We start from the raw sequence: 17,373 nt of genomic DNA on the forward strand, positions 1-17,373 counted from the left end.
TGAGAAGGACTAAAATCCATTGAGATTATTTAACGGAAAATTAGCATGCGCCGCTCCGGAGTCTGCATTAAATGCCTCAACGGCTAAAGAAGGCGCGCAATATTCTGCTAGCTTATTGGATCAAATGGGCAACTTCATGTTACCTCGAGAGAGACTAGATGGGAGTGAGGCATAATGAGAGGGAAGAAGTTCATGATGACCATCAGGAACAAAGTAATTCTAACGATTGCCGTTACTGTAATCACCAGCCTTGTGATCGGAGGCGTTGGGATTTACAATTTGAAGCGGGTACAATCCTCGCTTGAGGAGAGCCTCAGTGTCAGGGCGGAAGTCATTGATATCATTCGTACAGCGGATGTCGACCTATATCAGATGCTGTTGGCGGAACGATCGTTGTATAGTTATGAACCAGGGTCGGAACAATTTTTGCTGCAACTGGAGGATTACGGAAAACAAAAGGAGTCGGCAAAGAAGAAACTTAATAAGTATAAGTCGATCGGAACTATTTTTGATAATGAGGAAAAGTTGATTCAAGACTACGAAGCAGCGGTTGTAGCGTATGAATCGGTCTCCAAGAAAGTGATTGACGGATTATCGTCAAAGGATTCAACTGTCCGTGAAAGGGCGAATCTTCTTTCTTATCAGGAGGGCAACGAAAAGTTTGACCAGATGGAAGACACATTGGACCACATAGGCGATCTGTACTACGATGATAATCAAATTATGTTGGAAAGCACACAAAAGCAATACAGCTTCCTCCGATTGGTCAGTATCCTCTTAACATTGGCAGGCTTGATTGCATCATCGCTGCTTGGTTATCTGATCATCCGATCCATCCATCATCCGATCCGTTATTTGCGCGGGCGTGTCCGGGAGATGGCGGAAGGCAATCTGGCCGTCGAACTGCGTACCTTCTCCCGGGATGAGCTTGGGGAATTAACCGCTGATTTTAATATAATGGCATCTCATATGAAAGAACTCATTTCGACAGTAAGCCAATCGGTTGGCAATGTGAATACTTCCGCTCATGAACTTACCTCGATTGCGGAACAAACAACGGCAACCGGCGAGGAAATGTCGCTGGGCATTAATGAAATTGCAGTGGGTGCTTCCGAGCAGGCGTCCTTGGCAGAGACAACGAGCCGTGAAACGATGGCGCTGTCGGACACGATTGAAAAGGTAAATGTAAGAAACAAGAAAATGACCAGCTTGTCTTCGGAGGCGGAAATCGTTCTAAAAGGCGGCATGGATAAAGTAAAGAAATTGCAGGATCACAATCTCCAAACGACAGAAGCAAACCAACTGGTCGTACAACATATTGAAGGCCTGGCAGAACAGATGCTTACGATTTCCACAATCGTACAAACGATTAATGAAGTATCCGAGCAAACGAAGCTTCTGGCATTAAATGCGAGCATAGAAGCGGCGCGTGCCGGCGATTCCGGAAAAGGCTTTGCAGTCGTCGCTACAGAGATTCGCAAGCTGTCGACCATGACTTATGAATCAACAGGGAGAATTAATACAACTATTGAACGCCTCAAGGAAGAAGTCTCTCAAACGTTGCAGGTCATGAATCAGACAGAGGTGGTTATCTCCGAACAATCTCTTATTGTTCAGGAGTCGGGAACAGTATTTGAATCAATTACGGATATGCTAAGTGAAATCATAGGCTCGATTCAAGAGATGGATGGAGATATAGGGCAGATGAATGTTAACAGGGAACAGGTCGTCTCATCCATTATCAAGATATCCGATGTAGCGCGAGACGCAGCGTCTGCCACAGAAGAGATAAGTTCGGCTTCTAACGATCAGAGTCAGGCGTATTCCCATCTGCATAATGCAGCTGAACAATTGAAACAATCAAGCCAACAAGTGAGCGAAATGATCAGCAGGTTTCGGATTTCCGAGGTACTGTAACCCCAAATCTCTCCTGCCAACCCTTCATAGATGGCTGGTTCACAAAAAAAAGCCGCCGGGAACTCCCGGCAGCCCTGCTAGACTCTGACCTTTATTTTCCAGTCCACTGATGGTCGCCCGACAGATATTTCTCGGTAAGCACGGACAGCAGCTGGATCCCCACTTCATTCTGCCCGCCTTCGGGGATGATCAGATCAGCATATTTCTTGGATGGCTCTATAAATGCTTCATGCATCGGTTTGACGGTAGTCAAATACTGGGTATGGATGGAGCGGATGGTCCGTCCGCGCTCCTCGATATCCCGGAGGACGCGGCGGAGAATGCGCACATCCGGGTCCGTATCAACAAAAACCTTAATATTGAGCTGCTCGCGGAGCTTCTCGTCGGAGAGGACATGCAGCCCTTCCACAATGACGATGTTGTTCGGCAGCAGTTCAACAGTCTTATTGGCAGAGCGGGCATGAACGGTAAAATCATAGACCGGGGCATAGGCAGCCTGTCCGGCCTTGAGGCAGTCCAAATGCTCAATCAGCAGCTCGGTGTCAAAAGCAAGCGGGTGATCATAATTGATCGATCCGCGTTCCTCGAAGCTGAGGTACGAGTGGTCTTTATAATAGTTATCCTGAGATATGAACGTCACTTTATCTGTTCCCAAACGGTCAATGACGGAGCGCGCTACCGTCGTTTTGCCGGAGCCGGTCCCGCCGGCGATACCAATAATGAGCATGGTGTTGTAAATAACCTCCCTAAGCGATTGCCTTTGCAATTCCAATATTGTAGCACAGCGATGCATTAATTTCACCTGGACAGCAGGGGACAAAACGTGAACTTTCGAAAAAAAGCGGATTTGCGGCAGAAAATGATATAATTTTTTCGAATGGGTGAGATGCAGGCAGGCTGGAGAGGAGACGCAGGGTATGAATATCAGCAAAACATTGAGGGATGAGCGCAAATCGTTATCGGCAGCTTTTAATGCTGCACCTGTACAGCTGGCAGGCCACGGCAAACGGGAGATCCGGGTGCTGAAGGAGGCTTTTGCCGGGATCGGGGACAATAGTGTCAGTGATATGTACGGTGCAGGGGAGCTGATCGAGGAATTTCAGGCAGAGATGGCGGAGGTGCTGGGGAAGGAAGCGGCTGTGTTTTTTCCCAGCGGCACGATGGCGCAGCAGATTGCGCTTAGAATCTGGAGTGACCGCAAGGACAGCAAGCGTGTAGCGTATCATCCGCTGTGCCATTTGGAAATTCATGAACAGGACGGGCTAAAAGAGCTGCATCATTTGCAGCCGCTGCTGCTCGCGGACAAAGATCGTCTGATTACACTCGAAGATGTGGTGAACATGGGTGCCGGGATCGCCTGCCTCCTGCTGGAGCTGCCCCAGCGCGAGATTGGCGGACAGCTGCCGGACTATGCGGAGCTTGAAGCGATCTCCGCCTATTGCCGCGGGCAGGGCATTATGCTGCATCTGGACGGCGCGCGTTTGTTTGAGGTGCTGCCGTACTATGGCAGAACCGCCGCTGAAGTCTGCAGCCTGTTCGACAGCGTATATATCTCTTTTTATAAAGGTATTGGCGGGATCGCCGGAGCTATTCTTGCGGGAAGCGCCGATTTTACCGGAGAATCAAAGATTTGGAAACGGCGGCATGGCGGGGACCTGATCAGCCTGTATCCATACATCATTCCATCCAGGTACTATTACCGGCAGAGGGTGGACAAGATGGGGCAATATTATATGGAAGCTAAGGAGCTGGCGGAGCTGTTCAACGCCTGCCATAAGGTTGCCACTCTGCCGGAAGTGCCGGTGTCAAATATGTTCCATGTGCATTTTGCCCTGTCCAGGGAGCAGGTAGAACTGATTCTGATTACAGTCAGCGAAGAAACGGGTGTGGGATTTACCCCGCGTCTGAAGGATACCGGCGAGTTCTCCTGTTCTTGCGAAATGAGTATTGGAGATTTGTTCAGCAGCATTCCCAAGGCAAAGCTGGAAGCGGCGTTTGGGCTGCTGGATCGATTGCTGAAGGAAGTGTGAGGAGTGGAGAGTAAGGGGAATGCTTGTTGTTTCACCCCTTAACGGGGACACAAAGCAGCGATTCTCTCGTTATTGGAGAATCGCTGCTTTGTGTTTGCGGCTTAAGAACACCCGCGCCTTTGTCTTACCTGTTTGCTTTATCCTCCTTCTTATAGGAGAGAAATCTACCGGTTCAGCAATGCCCGGACAAACGACACACGCAGCAGCTGCTTTTTCATCAGCTTGGTGCGGAACTGGCGCTTCAATTGGCTGTAAGCCTTGGGGCAGTGGTCGCTGGCCCAGCTGTACATGGACTTGAAGTCGGTGTGGCTTTTGGCGGAATTCATCAGGTAGTACGAAATGGTGTCATACACGTTGTGGTTGAACCATTCATTCATTTCCGTCTTACTGTAGCCGTAGTGCTCGATGGCCATGTTGCGGATCAGCCGTTTTTCCTCCAGATTCTCGATCAGGAAGGACTGGCTGAGGTTAAACGTAATATTGTTTCCATGAATCCGGTACACTCCGGCAATGGTGTCAATAAACCCGGCATCCCCGATCAGCAGGGCGCGCAGGTAGATGGAAGCATCGTTGACCATGTTCATGTTCAGAATATCCATTTTCATCAGCGTGTCTCTTTTGAAGATGGCTGTCAGGGTAGAGGCTGGCTTGGGATAACCTTTTTGTTCAAAATTCTTGAAGTAAGCCTCCTTCGGGACAATCCGGCTGAGCTTCAGGCTGGAGGGTTTCAGCTGTTCTGTCTTGGAATACTCCAGGAACACATTCGCGGCCACAAAAGCGATCTCCGGGTGCTGCTGGTGAAAATAGACAGCTTTGCTGAAGTAGCTGCGGTCAATCAGATAATCATCATCATCCAGGAAAAGAATATACTCACCGTCGCCATGGGCTTCAAGAGCCTTGCGCCGATTATGGCCCGGGCCCTGGTTAGTCTCGTTCTGCATAAAGATCACCCGCGGATCATCACCGAAACTCCGGCTCATGAGTTCTGCGGTGCCATCGCTGGAGCAGTCGTCAATCACCGTGATCTCCTTATGGGGATAATCCTGCCGCAGGATGCTCTGGACAGCCTGGTGCAGGAAGTCTTTTCTATTGTAGGTAGTGATAATTACACTGACCTTGGGGAGGGTAGAAGGATCCGCCGATGAAGGAAAAAGAATCTCCTGCTCTCCAAGGTCCGCTCTTAACCCGGCAAGGCCTTTCATCAATTCAAGAACATTTACGGCTTGAATGTTGAATTGCTGAGACAAGTAATAATCCAGTACATCCTCTGAAGCCCTCTCCGACAGGTAGGCCTCAATCACCCCGGCCAGATTTTCGAGATTCTCCCGGACCCCGGCGTCGGCTTCGCTGCCAATGCTGTCCCTGCATCTCCGTATAAGCTCTTCGCTGGACAGCGCCCCGGTTGGCATATGCTGCATATCTTCGTTGAGCTGGTTCAGCAGGCGGTATCCGGCCTGGTGCAGTTCCTCGCTGTGAGCCATAATTAGACCTCCTCTAAGTTTTGTAAGGTTAAGCTTCCTTGAATTCCCGTCGTACAAAGCTTACCCCGTAACTGTAAGCCAGGTTTTGTGGCGCTGGGCGCCTTTTGCGCTGAACCTTCCAAATTGGCAATTACCAAGTTAGTTTATTTGGAGTGCTCTATCTCCGCCATTAAATTAGTGGGGATTTCGACACTTAATTTCGCTGGAGCAATGAATCTGTAGATACGAAGTGGAAAAAGTATACTTAAATCAGCGAATACAGGCTAATTTCGGTGAAAAGATAAGAATTAAGGTTACTTTTTCCACCTAAATTCCCAAAAAGAGCCGAAAGAGGGGAATTAAGTTTCCTTTTTCCACTAACGAGGATTAGCACGGTGGAGAGCAGACTGAAAATTGGTCACGACCAGTAATCCTGGGCGTATGCTGCCCGCGAATAGTGTCTTCGCAGCCAGCCGAACGCATAACAGGTGTCTCATCACCAGTAATCCCCGGCGTGTACCCTTACGCGGCTATCCTACGTCTGGCTAGCCGTAACCTTGCTCCGCTTGAGCTTCAGCTTCGTTCGGAAACGTTTGGCATAGCCCCAGGCGTAGAGGAACACCTCGCGTTCCATCAGAGAGCCGACGATGTAGTAAATGGGCAGAATCACCAGGCCAAGTACTACGCCCCATAGAATGACGCCGGTATACGAAGTGATGCTGAGGTCGAGCTTAGTGGTGATAAAGACAATAGCCGCGAACACGCCGACATTAATCAGCCATCTGCGGAAGGTTACCCAAGGGCTGCGCTCCAGCAGCACGCGGCTCGCGTAGATGACAATATCAATGGAGCGGTACAGCAGCGCTGCGATGGTTCCCATCAGCACGCCGTAGATCCCGAAGAACAGGACGAAGATAATTGAAGCGCCCAGGTTGATGGCCGACTCCATAATCGAGCGGAACTGGGTGTTGCGGAAATGCCCGGCGATCGTGATCAGATTGTTGGACGATGTGCGGGCATTGGTCAAGAGCTTGATGGCTACGAACAGTATCGGCAGCCAAAAGTTAATATAGTCCACATCGTTGACCCCGGCCGTATACAGCCGCATGAACGGCAGAATAAGAATGTATACGACCGTCAGAATGGAGAAGATCAGGCCCATGAAATAGACCTCATACGCATCGTAGAATTTGACAAAAGCCTCTTTGCCTTCGTGATAGCTCTGCCCCAGCGCCGACTTGATGCTCCCGTTGACGGTCTGGACAATGTTGTCGACAATCGTAAAAATCATATTGTACATGACGTAGATGCTGACCACCTTCAGGTTGGTGAAGATTGTCAGGATCAGCACATCGGTGTTGCGGAAAATCAGATAGGAGATCTCGTGCACCATAACTGAGTTTTTTTGCCCGATGGCTTCAAAGTCCGGTTTCCGGGTGAGGTCAATCCATTTGTAATTCCGCTTCGCGTAGATATGAAAGGCGGCGATCTGCAGGACCGTCAGCACGAAGAAGGACGCCTGTACAGCGATAATGTCCACACCCTGCAGCAGCAGGATGATCCGCACCACGTTGTTCAGAATGTTCGCAACCGTAACGATGGAGGTTTCAATATAGCTTTTGCCCTCGGCGATCAGCAGAACCCTGAATTTCCCCTGGTAATAATAATTGATCGCCCCGCCCAGACCCGAGAATAGAATGATCGCCATAATGCTCAGCTTACTGATTTCGGAATGGATCACCAGCGGGTAGATGACCGCCAGCAGCACGACCGAGATGAAATAGTAAATCCCGGTTTTCTTGTAGTAACTGGAGGTGGCGGCGAGAATCGAATTGATATGATTGTAGTCATTCTTGGCAACCGGCTTATACAGGGCCTGCAGCGAAGCTGCGCCGACACCGGCTTCCAGCAGGGCGAAGTAGCTGATGATCTGCACAATGGATGCGATCAGACCGTTGGCCTCAGAGCCGTAATTGACCATGATCAGCCGGGGGATGAAGAAGCCGAGAATAATGGTGATGACCTGGCTCGTAAGTCCGAAGCCGAGGTTCAACATACTGCGTTTAGCTTTCATAACTTCTTCTCCCTTCCACAAGCGGTGCCGGTAAGAGGTAGGCATCGAGCTGTTCGAAATGCTTCTCCGCCTGGTTCGCCTGCAGCGTCACATCCAGGCTGTTCCGAGCCATGCTCTCATACACCTGCTCCGGAGTAACCTCAGCCAGATGTGCAAAATCCGTATACCGTCCGTCAAAATGAGCATCCTGCATGACGTTGATCATTTTGCTGCTGTACGCCACCGGAAACACAGGTTTGCCAAACACCCAGCCGAGGATCATCGCGTGGAAGCGGGAAGCAACGATGAAGCTCGCGCCTGCCAGCGCACCCAGAATCTCATCGATGTCCGTCTTATAAAAGTGAACCTGCGTCTCACGCTGCAGCTCCGCCGGAATAAGGCTAAGAATCTGTCCGATCGCTTCCTGGTCCCCTTCATGCTGGCAAAACGACAGAAAATGCACGGCATAGCCCTGCTGAATGAAATGAATTGCAACATCTTTCATTTTTTCATAATAGAGGTTGTCAAAACCGCTCAGAGCTTTGGAGGAAGGCTTAATCACCGAGATGGCGATATACCGCTTCTCCGGAGCATTTCCTGCGGCCTGATCATACTGGAGCTGAAAAATAATGTCCGGGGCCATCCGGACGTTGCCCAGATCCTTGAACAAATCATAGGAGTACTGCTCTCTGAACGAGATGTCGGTATATTCCTGGAAGATCCGCCGGTGTTCCTCATAATAGGCCTTATCGGTAAAGGGGCCAAAGTTAGCGCCCATCAGGTAATACGGTTTGCTTTTGTTACGCAGGCTTTCCTTATTCGCTACGTATTCAACCCATTGCTCCCCCTGCATAAAAATCGACCCGCCAATATGCACAGTGCCGTCTCCCTGATCCGCCAGAAACTTCTGCATGAAATTTGGATGCAGCTTCAGCTTGCGGAAGAAGTAGTTGATCCCCCGGAACAGTACAGAGTCGGAAGCATAGACCTTTAGATTGCCTAGGTCCTTAAAGACTACTTTATACAGCCGCGGGGCAATAAGCAGGAACTGGGTATCGGGGTAGCGTTCGCACAGCACCTTAATAAACAGATCATCGCCGAGGTTAAATTCAGTGTATGCGTAGATCATCATTTTCTTCTTCATATCTTAATTTCCTTTCTGCTGATCACGGCTTTGAGCTTCTGTTTGAACTGCAGCCAGCTGCGGTCCAGATGAATCAGCCTCCCGTACAGGGCTGGAGAAATTAAGAAGGCTTTGATCTGAAAGGCAAGCTGCCGGTCGTCCCCCTGATAATTCCGCATGACCGCCAGCATTTCCTGATTCACACCGGGGTAGGCGAGTTCGATGTCACGAAGCAGCTTGCGGGTGCCGATGCCGCTCGTGCCGTTCAGGCAGGTCTTGAGATTGTAAAAGTAGTTCTCGGTCATTTCGCGGTTCAGCAAGAGATCCGATATCGTGTGAACCTCATGGAAAGGATGGGCGCTGAAATACTCAGCCACCCGCTTGAAGGCGGCGACTACATCGAATTTGTTCACATTGTACGTTCCTGTGATCGATGAGGTCCGCTGGAGATAATAAGACAACACATCAGGGATGGAGATGACCCGGGAGGCCCTGGCCAACGCCTTATAGATAAATTCCTGATCCTCTCCATTTACGCAGCGCTCGGTATACGAGATGCCGTTCTCCAGCAGGAAGGTGCGCTTGAAGGCAATGCTGCCGGTCCAGATCCGCAAGGTTTTATGCACAAAAATATTCTTCAGCGCTTCGCTTCCTGTAGTATCGGAAGATGCTGAAGTAAAGCTCACGATCGTTGATCCATCCTCGCGGACCAGGTTATAGCCCCAGCAGAGAATGTCTGTTTTCCCCCCGGCAGTAGAGGACTCTATCCGCTGCACCAGACTGCGGTCCGCGTAATCGTCACCGTCCAGGAACAGCACATAATCGCCGCTTGCTGCGGCCAGCCCTGTATTTCTGGCGGCACTGACCCCGCCATTGGCCGTTCGGATCAGCTTCCCCCGCAGAATGGGATGGCGCGCGAGCATCTCCTCGGCAACCTGGGCTGTGCGGTCCCTGGACCCGTCATCCACCAGAATCAGCTCGAACTGCTTCTCGCTCTGATTCAGGAGTGAATTCAGCAAGGGCTCGACATAATGTTCTAAATTATACATGGGAACTACAATGCTTAGGCTCATGCGGCCACTCCCTTCCTGAAGTAGTGATCGGTTATCCGGCGGTCTGTCTGGAGAAGATTTCTTTCAGTCCTTTTTTGTAGCCTTTGATGGCTGCGACATTCTTTTTGGGCTGTTCCCGGAGGATGAGATAAAGTGTGGTCCAGACAAGAGCAAGATATCCGATAGGACCTGATTTCTTATCCTTCAGCAGATATACATGGTTCAGCACCCGGGTATAGGCCACGTCTTCAAGATTGTCTCTGGAGGCCGGTGACTCGTGATGCAGAAGCTTCAGTTCGGGATTGATATAGAGGGGGCCGGATTTTTGGGCGATGCGTGACATTAGAATGTCTTCACCGACGCTGTAGCTTTTGAGCCAGGGCACGGGTCCCAGATCCTTAATGGCCTCCTTCTTGAACGACATGTTACAGCCGTGCTGGAATTCGGTCTTGAAGATCTTCCTCGCCTTATGCCAATTGTACATGGAGCCTGCTTGGCCGCTTAGAGAGAGCTTGCCGCTCGATAGAGATTGCTGGAAGGACAGCAGACAGCGGATTGTGCCCAGGAAGCTGTTGCTCATCCCGATGGCAATACCGCCAACCCCTGCGCAGTTTGGATAGTCGAGGTAGGTTTGTATCAATGTGGACAGATAGTGTCCGGGGATTTCGACGTCATCGTCAAGGAAGAGAATCTTATCCATCGTGGACAGTTCCACAGCCTTGATCCGGGACAACCATAATCCCCGGTCTGTCTTGCTGTGATAAATAAAAGAATAACCGCATGCGGTCAATAACGCTTCGAATTCGCTTAGAATTTCTTTGGGTATGTCGCCGTCATCTATAATGATAACCTCGATCGGGGAGGTCCGGCCTATGTCCTGTTTGGTGATAGAATGAATGCACCGTGTCAGGTCCTGTACCCGATTCCTCGTGCAGATAACCACTGACAATCCTTGCATATACTCCACTCCCTTATCCATTTCTCCCATTCTATGTTTGGTATTATAACCTGGGATTATAAGCTAACTTAAGCTTACTATTGGCAGAGAAAGGTTGTATATACTACTTTAGTTTACTTATTGGCTGCCGCGGTTTTGAGGGTCAAAGGCCCGGATTTTGATGATCAAATGGTTCTGGGACCAGACGGAGGTTTTCCGTGAGTAATTAGTAATAGTTTTTTTGATAATTAACATAAAATTCTATAAATTCGACATAAAATGCAATGCGCAACAATCCGATAGAGTAAATTATGAAGACAAAGAAGGCCGCTAGTCACCTGTCAGGTGCTGCGGCCTTCTTTGTCTTATTCAAAGGATGAAAAACTGTGGTGGCGCGAGCGGCCGTTAATCAATTTTTATGGTCAATGAACTGGTGAAATGATCTTCTGGTGCCAGGGTGACAATACCTTCTTTTTCCGGGAGCTCGCCTTCGAATCCATCGCCGTCTGCGAATCCCTGCCAAGGCTCGATGCATAAAAAAGGCGCATTCGGCTTCTGCCAGATGCCGAGATCCGGGAAGCCTTCGAAGGATACGGCGACGCTTTTTGCAGTGAGCTTGCTCTTCAGCGTAATGGTCCGGGAGGCTACATTCTGGAAGACCAGCGCGTCGTCCTTGAACATTTCATGGGTCAATGGAAGGATGCGCTCATCCTTCAGCACTGGCTCTGATTTACCGCTGATCCGCAGTCCGGCACTATTCAGGAACTCCCGATCCAGCGTTTCGTTCCCGGAGAACTCAAGTACATAATCGCTGAAGCTTCCGTTCTCATCCAGCGGGCAGTTGAAGGCAGGGTGTGTGCCAAGCTGAAAGAAGATGTTCTGTCCATCGATGTTCTCCACCCGGTATTCCAGCTTAAGGGTGCTTTCATTCAGCGTGTATGTAATATACAGGTTGAATTGAAACGGATAGCTGGACAGGGTATGCTCGCTGCTGGTAAGCCGGAAGACCGCGCGGGATTCGTCCGCTTCAACGATTGTAAATTCGCTGCGTCTGGCGAAGCCGTGATTGGCAAGCTTATACGCTTGTCCCTGCACCCTGATCTCTCCGTTACGGACAGCGCCGATGATTGGGAACAGCACCGGAGAACGGCCTGTCCAATAGGCGGCATCGCCGCTCCAGATATATTCAGTGCCGGTATCGTTTTTGGTGAAGCTGACAAGCTCTGCTCCAAGGCTGCTGATCTCAGCCTGGGCGGAGCCGCTGCGCAAAATAGTGTTCATATACTTACTCCCCTTTCCATTGGTTGGCCAGCTCCGTTCACTGCTGACTGCTCATATTCTACCAAACTTCTGCAGGACCGTTGTAACACATCGTGTACAATTTCAAAAAATAATTATTACAGAATGTAAAATGACAATGAAACGGAAAGGTATAACATATATAGAAAGCAGTGATTCTGTATAAGCCAGCGTTCGAAACGGAGGGATAGGCCATGCAGCTTAAGCAAATATTCGTGAACGGCGGGAGATTGAAGGATACGATTGAGGCCTTTGCCGATTTTGGGCGTACGGAGAACAATGGGGTAACCCGGCTGTCGTTGTCCGAGCAGGATGTGGAGGTGCGGAGTTACTTCAGTGCATGCTGCGAAGAGCTGGGAATGTCGGTAAAAATCGATGACATGGGAACCATGTACGCTACGCTCGAAGGAACAGAAGCGGGGCCGCCGGTGGTGATTGGCTCGCATTTGGACACGGTCAAAAAGGGCGGCCGCTTCGATGGTGTGCTTGGAGTCATTGCCGGTCTGGAAGTGGTGCGGACCCTGGTTGACCATGGCATCAAGCCCCGGCTGCCGGTGACGGTGATGAACTTCACGAATGAGGAAGGCGCGAGGTTCGAGCCTTCAATGATGGCTTCCGGCGTGCTGTCCGGCAAATTTGACAGGGCGGAGATGCTGAAGAAGAAGGACCCGGAAGGGACGACATTTGCGGAAGCGCTGGAAGCGAGCGGGTATGCGGGGGAGGCTGCGAACCGGATTAAGGAAGCAACGGCCTATCTGGAGCTGCATATCGAGCAGGGACCTGTGCTGGAAAAAGAAAATCTCTCCATCGGCCTGGTCGACTGTGTCGTGGGCATGGCCTGCTATGAGATTGAGGTGACAGGCGAATCTGACCACGCCGGAACCACGCCGATGGCTATGCGGAAGGATGCCCTTTTTGCCGCGACCGATCTGATGACGGAGCTGCGCCGCAAGCTGGGCATACTGGATTCGGAGCTGGTCTTCACCATGGGCCGCATGAACGTGCTGCCCAATATTCATACGGTCATCCCGAACAAAGTGATTTTCACCGTCGAAGCCAGACATAAGAATATGGACATCGTACACACGGTGGAAGAGATCCTGAATGGCCTGCCTGAAGAGCTGCTGGGCTGTACCCTGTCTAAGACCAAGCTGTGGGGCCGGGATACGGTATGGTTCGATCCTGCAATCTGCGCATTGGTAGAACAGGCGGCTTCGAAACTGGGCTACAGCAGCAAAAAAATGGCCAGCGGAGCGGGGCATGACGCTCAGTTCGTGGCCGGTTTTCTGCCGGCAGCCATGATCTTTGTGCCCAGCGTCAACGGCAAAAGCCACTGCGAAGAGGAACTGACCTCTTATGAGGAATGCGAGCAGGGAGTCAATGTTGTACTGGAAACGGTCCTTGGTATAATAGCCAAAGAATAAGTGTGAAGAAAAATAACATTAATTTTGAGTTTTCGTGTAATTCCACTTGTGGAGATAGAGAATGACTTCTAATGTGTGATATAAGTTGCTAAACAAACAGACCCCGGAGACGGTGTCTGTTTGTTTGGTTTGATGATGATTTTGTCAGGTGCCCCAGTCAATTGGGTGTTTAACATAGGGTTACATAGAGTTTTTACCCCTTTCATTGTGTTAAAACACAATCATGGCAGATAAAGTTTTTCTTTTTACCCAAAATGAAAAGTGAATTCGTGTGTTATCATTCTTTACATAAGAGAAACCCACTAGACAGGAGCGATGAGCTATGATTATTGGAGTACCCAAGGAAATTAAAAATAACGAAAACCGTGTCGCCATTACGCCTGCAGGAGTCGTAAGTCTGGTAGCCGATGGACATAAAGTGCTGGTGGAAGCCGGAGCCGGAACAGGCAGCGGATTCCTGAATGAAGAGTATGCTGCAGCCGGGGCTGAGCTGATGACTGAAGCCTCCGCTGTATGGGCTGCCGCAGAGATGGTCATGAAGGTCAAAGAGCCGCTCGAAAGTGAATACAGCTACTTCCGTCCGGGCCTGATCCTCTTCACTTACCTGCACCTGGCACCTGAGCCGACGCTGGCTTCCGCGCTGAAAGACAAAGGCGTCTTCGCCATCGGATATGAAACGGTTGTGGACGGACGGACACTTCCGCTGCTCACTCCCATGAGTGAAGTGGCCGGACGCATGTCCGTGCAGCTCGGTGCCCAGTTCCTGCAGAAAAACTATGGCGGCCAGGGCATCCTGCTCTCCGGCGTTCCCGGTGTCAGCAGAGGCAAGGTCAGCATTATCGGCGGCGGCGTAGTCGGTACAAATGCAGCCAAGATGGCGATTGGACTCGGTGCCGATGTGACGATTGTTGATCTCAGTGCGGACAGACTCCGCCAGCTGGATGATATTTTTGGCGCACAGATTAACACGCTGATCTCCAATCCTTACAACATTGCCAGGGCTGTAGCCGACGCGGATCTGCTGGTAGGCGCAGTGCTGATCCCGGGAGCGAAGGCACCGAAGCTGGTTACCGAAGAAATGGTCAAGACGATGAAGCCGGGCTCTGTCATTGTTGACGTAGCGATTGACCAAGGCGGTATTGTAGAAACCATTGACCGGGTAACCACCCATGACCATCCTGTCTTCGAAAAATGCGGCGTACTGCATTACTCGGTAGCCAACATGCCGGGTGCTGTAGCCAAAACCTCGACCATAGCGCTAACCAATGTTACGGTTCCTTATGCCCTGCAAATTGCCAATAAAGGCGTGTTCAAGGCGATTGAAGACAATGCCGGCCTGAAGAGCGGCGTCAACGTAGCCAATGGCAAAATCACCTGCCGGGCCGTGGCCGAGGCTCTTGGGGAAGAATACTGCACGGTAGAGCAAGCCATAGAGCAGAATTTCACCCTGATCTAGAGCAAACGAACCGGTCACAGGCAGAAGTAGAGAGAACAGAGGAGAACAATAATTGGAGCAGTCCGGCGAGCGATCATCCGGGCTGTTTTTTTGTGGTTTAGGAAATTATGATGTATTTCGCCTGTGAATATAATGTGCATAACGCGCTGGCGAAGAAGCAGGTGAACAACCGCTAGTTGGAAAAAGGGAACTTATTTCCCCCTCCGAATCAACAAATGAGAGAAATAAGTGGAGAAAGGAAACTTAATTGGGTAATTTTACTGCCTCAGGAGCGGAATGAGCTGAATTAGTGTTCTTTTTTCCAACTTAGGCTGTGGAGATCCGCGTGCAGGGCGAATAAGTGATCCTTTTTCCACTTGGAATTGCCGCCGGATTCATGAAGGGTCCTCCAGACAAAATCAGGCTCGCTCTGAAATCCTTCTTCCGTTTGCATTATCGAACTATACAGGCTTGAAGGGGAGCCGCCCTATAGTCAGCCGCACAGCTGCGGGCTATAATGAAATCACTAATAAGACAAGATTTCGGCTATTTTTCAGGTTGGGGCGGGTGGGGACAATGACAGAATCTGAGCCATCATTTGATCGTTTTTTTGACAGTATGGAATCCCTGGCGGATACCCTCAGCGAGTCGCTGCAGTCGCAGGTGACAATTGAGGACAGCAATCATCACGTGATCGGATATAGCTCCCATCAGTTCGAGAGCGATCCTGCGCGAATCTCCACCATTATCGGCAAACGTGTGCCGGACACGGTCATCGTCGGCCTGCGCAAAAAAGGCGTGATGCACCAGCTTGAGCATACCGCGCATCCGATCCGCATTCCGGCGGTCATGGAAGTGGGGCTTGGTCCAAGGCTGGCGATGTGTATCCGGCATCATCAGGAAATCCTCGGCTATATCTGGGTCGTGGACAGAGGCAATCTGGCCGAGGGGCATGCCGAGCGCGTGGTCGAGAAGGCTGCCGGGATTGCCGGCCGCTACCTGCTGAAGCAGCGCGGCTGGAAGACCAGGCAGGAGAAGGTGCATGAGGACTTTTTCTGGAAGCTGCTGACCTCCCATTACGAAACAGAGCCGCGTATCCGCCAGGAGGCCGAAGGCTCCTCGATACTTTTGCCCGAGAGCTATTATATCGGAGTGCTGGAGAGCGACAAAGCCATCGATGAACGGTTTATGCAGCGGTTCCGCCGGCTGATGGAAACCGATGCCAACCAGCGGCTGCTATTTCTGACCGCCGAGCATAACCGGCTAATTATCCTGTTCACCTTTTTATTTCCGGTGGCGGAGCCGGAGCGGCTGTCTTCGTTCGTGCACAAGCTGCTTCAAGAGCTCAGCCAAAGCGAAAGCTGTGTTCTGACGGCGGGCTGCAGTCCCGGCTACCGGGAATACCTCTCTGCTGCTGCTGCATATCAGGAAGCTCTCACCATTTTGGAGGTCAAAAAACTCCTGCCCTATCATACCCGCCACCTGCTGCTGTATGAGGAAATCGGTTTTTGGGCATACATTCCGGCGATTATGGAGCAAAAGCGGAGCCGGATGCACAGCAGCCGGCTGCTCTATCCGCTGAAAGCGCATGACCGTGAGCATAAAAGCGATTTTCTCAAAACCATCGCTGTCTATCTGACGCTGAACGGCAATCTCAAGGAAGCTGCGGCTTTTCTGCATATCCACACGAACACCTTGATGTACCGGCTGAACCGGATCGCTGAGATTACGGGCCGAACCCTGAAGGAAACCGATTACCGCACCTCGGTTTATCTGGATATTCTGACGGAGGAGACCGCCCGGGTCAACGGCTGGTTTCAGGAAGGACAATGACTGTACCCAAACTGCTGCGCACCAACCGGAGGCCCGACACGTACAATAACCTATCTATTGTGACAAGAAAGGGGAAATGGATAGTGGCCTATGGATATGGGAATCCTGACTCGGGATTCGAGCGGAGTATGAGGGAACGGATCATTGAAACAGCCAAGGCGATGAGTGTTGGGGGCACGGATTTTTCCACATTTAAAGATTCGCGCTGCAACCCGAAATATTGGATTCGTACCGCGAACGGAGGGTTCCAGCTGCGGAGCGACGTCACCCCTTCGGCAGCAATCAACGATATTTTTGTGAACGGGCGGCTGTACGCTTTCGAATGCGCCATGGCGATGGTCATGATTTTCTACAAGGCAACAATTGATATGATTGGGGAAGATGCATTTAACCAGCATTTCACCGATCTGTTCCTGTGGGACTGGAACTATGACAGCAACCTGCGGCTGATCACTACCTTTGATCCCTCGGAAATGCAGCCTGGAGACGTGGTATACTTCAAAAACCCTGACCATGATCCGGATAAGCCGGAATGGCAGGGTGAAAATGCGGTGCTGCTCGGAAACAACAGCTATTACGGACATGGGCTGGGAATCAAAGGGGCAGAAGGGATGATTGCTTCACTCAACCGGGAAAGAGTCCCGGGAAGCCGAATCTCTGCATATCTCACGGATGAAGCGCTTCACCCGGATTTTGCCTATCTTCAGACACTGTCCAGCCGGGCTGCCGGGCCTCTGAAGAGAAATGGTGATGCACGGAATAAGATTTTCTCCAGAATTGGGGTTAAATCCTACGTCAGTATATAGGAGA

The 17,373-nt window shown here is 50.7% G+C and carries 13 protein-coding genes; 6 read left to right on the plus strand and 7 right to left on the minus strand.

Features of this window, described 5'->3' with window-relative positions:
* Positions 1-174: 174 nt before the first annotated feature.
* Entirely contained in the window at positions 175-1,917 is a 1,743-nt protein-coding gene (locus PGRAT_RS01450; RefSeq protein WP_238326817.1) for a methyl-accepting chemotaxis protein, read from the plus strand.
* 91 nt (positions 1,918-2,008) lie between these two features.
* On the opposite strand, the gene udk is transcribed toward PGRAT_RS01450, so the two are convergent.
* Complete coding sequence (gene udk, locus PGRAT_RS01455) at positions 2,009-2,644, minus strand: uridine kinase (RefSeq protein ID WP_025706063.1); 636 nt, start codon at positions 2,642-2,644, stop codon at positions 2,009-2,011.
* Between the two features lie 190 nt (positions 2,645-2,834).
* Here udk and PGRAT_RS01460 point away from each other — a divergent pair, with 190 nt between their 5' ends.
* Entirely contained in the window at positions 2,835-3,947 is a 1,113-nt protein-coding gene (locus PGRAT_RS01460; protein WP_036705255.1) for a threonine aldolase family protein, read from the plus strand.
* A gap of 164 nt (positions 3,948-4,111) precedes the next feature.
* On the opposite strand, the gene PGRAT_RS31395 is transcribed toward PGRAT_RS01460, so the two are convergent.
* From PGRAT_RS31395 to PGRAT_RS01490, 6 genes are all read right to left on the minus strand, one after another.
* Complete coding sequence (locus PGRAT_RS31395) at positions 4,112-5,428, minus strand: glycosyltransferase family 2 protein (RefSeq protein WP_025706062.1); 1,317 nt, start codon at positions 5,426-5,428, stop codon at positions 4,112-4,114.
* 514 nt (positions 5,429-5,942) lie between these two features.
* Positions 5,943-7,481 carry a lipopolysaccharide biosynthesis protein gene (locus PGRAT_RS01470; protein WP_025706061.1) on the minus strand — a complete coding sequence of 513 codons (1,539 nt, stop codon included), beginning with the start codon at positions 7,479-7,481 and terminating at the stop codon, positions 5,943-5,945.
* The gene (locus PGRAT_RS01475; protein ID WP_025706060.1) at positions 7,471-8,604 is read right to left on the minus strand and encodes a polysaccharide pyruvyl transferase family protein; all 1,134 of its coding nucleotides are present in this window, start codon (positions 8,602-8,604) and stop codon (positions 7,471-7,473) included. The genes PGRAT_RS01470 and PGRAT_RS01475 overlap by 11 nt, the downstream gene beginning before the upstream one ends.
* Entirely contained in the window at positions 8,601-9,656 is a 1,056-nt protein-coding gene (locus PGRAT_RS01480; protein WP_025706059.1) for a glycosyltransferase family 2 protein, read from the minus strand. Before PGRAT_RS01480 ends, PGRAT_RS01475 begins: the two co-directional genes overlap by 4 nt.
* Positions 9,657-9,687: 31 nt before the next feature.
* Complete coding sequence (locus tag PGRAT_RS01485) at positions 9,688-10,593, minus strand: glycosyltransferase family A protein (RefSeq protein ID WP_025706058.1); 906 nt, start codon at positions 10,591-10,593, stop codon at positions 9,688-9,690.
* 384 nt (positions 10,594-10,977) lie between these two features.
* On the minus strand, positions 10,978-11,853 hold the full coding sequence (locus PGRAT_RS01490; RefSeq protein ID WP_025706057.1) for an aldose 1-epimerase family protein: 876 nt from the start codon (positions 11,851-11,853) through the stop codon (positions 10,978-10,980).
* A 212-nt stretch (positions 11,854-12,065) separates the two neighbouring features.
* Between PGRAT_RS01490 and PGRAT_RS01495 the strand changes: the two genes are divergently transcribed.
* From PGRAT_RS01495 to PGRAT_RS01510, 4 genes are all read left to right on the plus strand, one after another.
* Positions 12,066-13,295 carry a Zn-dependent hydrolase gene (locus PGRAT_RS01495; protein ID WP_025706056.1) on the plus strand — a complete coding sequence of 410 codons (1,230 nt, stop codon included), beginning with the start codon at positions 12,066-12,068 and terminating at the stop codon, positions 13,293-13,295.
* A 322-nt stretch (positions 13,296-13,617) separates the two neighbouring features.
* Entirely contained in the window at positions 13,618-14,751 is a 1,134-nt protein-coding gene (gene ald / locus PGRAT_RS01500) for an alanine dehydrogenase (protein ID WP_025706055.1), read from the plus strand.
* Positions 14,752-15,306: 555 nt separating this feature from the next.
* Positions 15,307-16,563 (plus strand): PucR family transcriptional regulator, encoded by a 1,257-nt coding sequence (locus PGRAT_RS01505; RefSeq protein WP_025706054.1) that lies wholly within the window; start codon positions 15,307-15,309, stop codon positions 16,561-16,563.
* A complete protein-coding gene (locus tag PGRAT_RS01510) occupies positions 16,560-17,369 on the plus strand; it encodes a protein-glutamine gamma-glutamyltransferase (protein WP_042265880.1) in 810 nt (269 codons plus the stop codon). The genes PGRAT_RS01505 and PGRAT_RS01510 overlap by 4 nt, the downstream gene beginning before the upstream one ends.
* Positions 17,370-17,373 lie beyond the last annotated feature (4 nt).

Origin of the sequence: Paenibacillus graminis (genome assembly GCF_000758705.1) — a bacterium.
In the GTDB taxonomy this organism is placed as follows: Bacteria; Bacillota; Bacilli; order Paenibacillales; family Paenibacillaceae; genus Paenibacillus_AQ; species Paenibacillus_AQ graminis.

What these genes read in the sequence shown, in the direction of transcription:
- PGRAT_RS01450 (WP_238326817.1), top strand. Translation starts at nt 175, where the DNA reads ATGAGAGGGAAGAAGTTCATGATGACCATCAGGAACAAAGTAATTCTA.
- udk (WP_025706063.1), bottom strand. Translation starts at nt 2,644, where the DNA reads ATGCTCATTATTGGTATCGCCGGCGGGACCGGCTCCGGCAAAACGACG.
- PGRAT_RS01460 (WP_036705255.1), top strand. Translation starts at nt 2,835, where the DNA reads ATGAATATCAGCAAAACATTGAGGGATGAGCGCAAATCGTTATCGGCA.
- PGRAT_RS31395 (WP_025706062.1), bottom strand. Translation starts at nt 5,428, where the DNA reads ATGGCTCACAGCGAGGAACTGCACCAGGCCGGATACCGCCTGCTGAAC.
- PGRAT_RS01470 (WP_025706061.1), bottom strand. Translation starts at nt 7,481, where the DNA reads ATGAAAGCTAAACGCAGTATGTTGAACCTCGGCTTCGGACTTACGAGC.
- PGRAT_RS01475 (WP_025706060.1), bottom strand. Translation starts at nt 8,604, where the DNA reads ATGAAGAAGAAAATGATGATCTACGCATACACTGAATTTAACCTCGGC.
- PGRAT_RS01480 (WP_025706059.1), bottom strand. Translation starts at nt 9,656, where the DNA reads ATGAGCCTAAGCATTGTAGTTCCCATGTATAATTTAGAACATTATGTC.
- PGRAT_RS01485 (WP_025706058.1), bottom strand. Translation starts at nt 10,593, where the DNA reads ATGCAAGGATTGTCAGTGGTTATCTGCACGAGGAATCGGGTACAGGAC.
- PGRAT_RS01490 (WP_025706057.1), bottom strand. Translation starts at nt 11,853, where the DNA reads ATGAACACTATTTTGCGCAGCGGCTCCGCCCAGGCTGAGATCAGCAGC.
- PGRAT_RS01495 (WP_025706056.1), top strand. Translation starts at nt 12,066, where the DNA reads ATGCAGCTTAAGCAAATATTCGTGAACGGCGGGAGATTGAAGGATACG.
- ald (WP_025706055.1), top strand. Translation starts at nt 13,618, where the DNA reads ATGATTATTGGAGTACCCAAGGAAATTAAAAATAACGAAAACCGTGTC.
- PGRAT_RS01505 (WP_025706054.1), top strand. Translation starts at nt 15,307, where the DNA reads ATGACAGAATCTGAGCCATCATTTGATCGTTTTTTTGACAGTATGGAA.
- PGRAT_RS01510 (WP_042265880.1), top strand. Translation starts at nt 16,560, where the DNA reads ATGACTGTACCCAAACTGCTGCGCACCAACCGGAGGCCCGACACGTAC.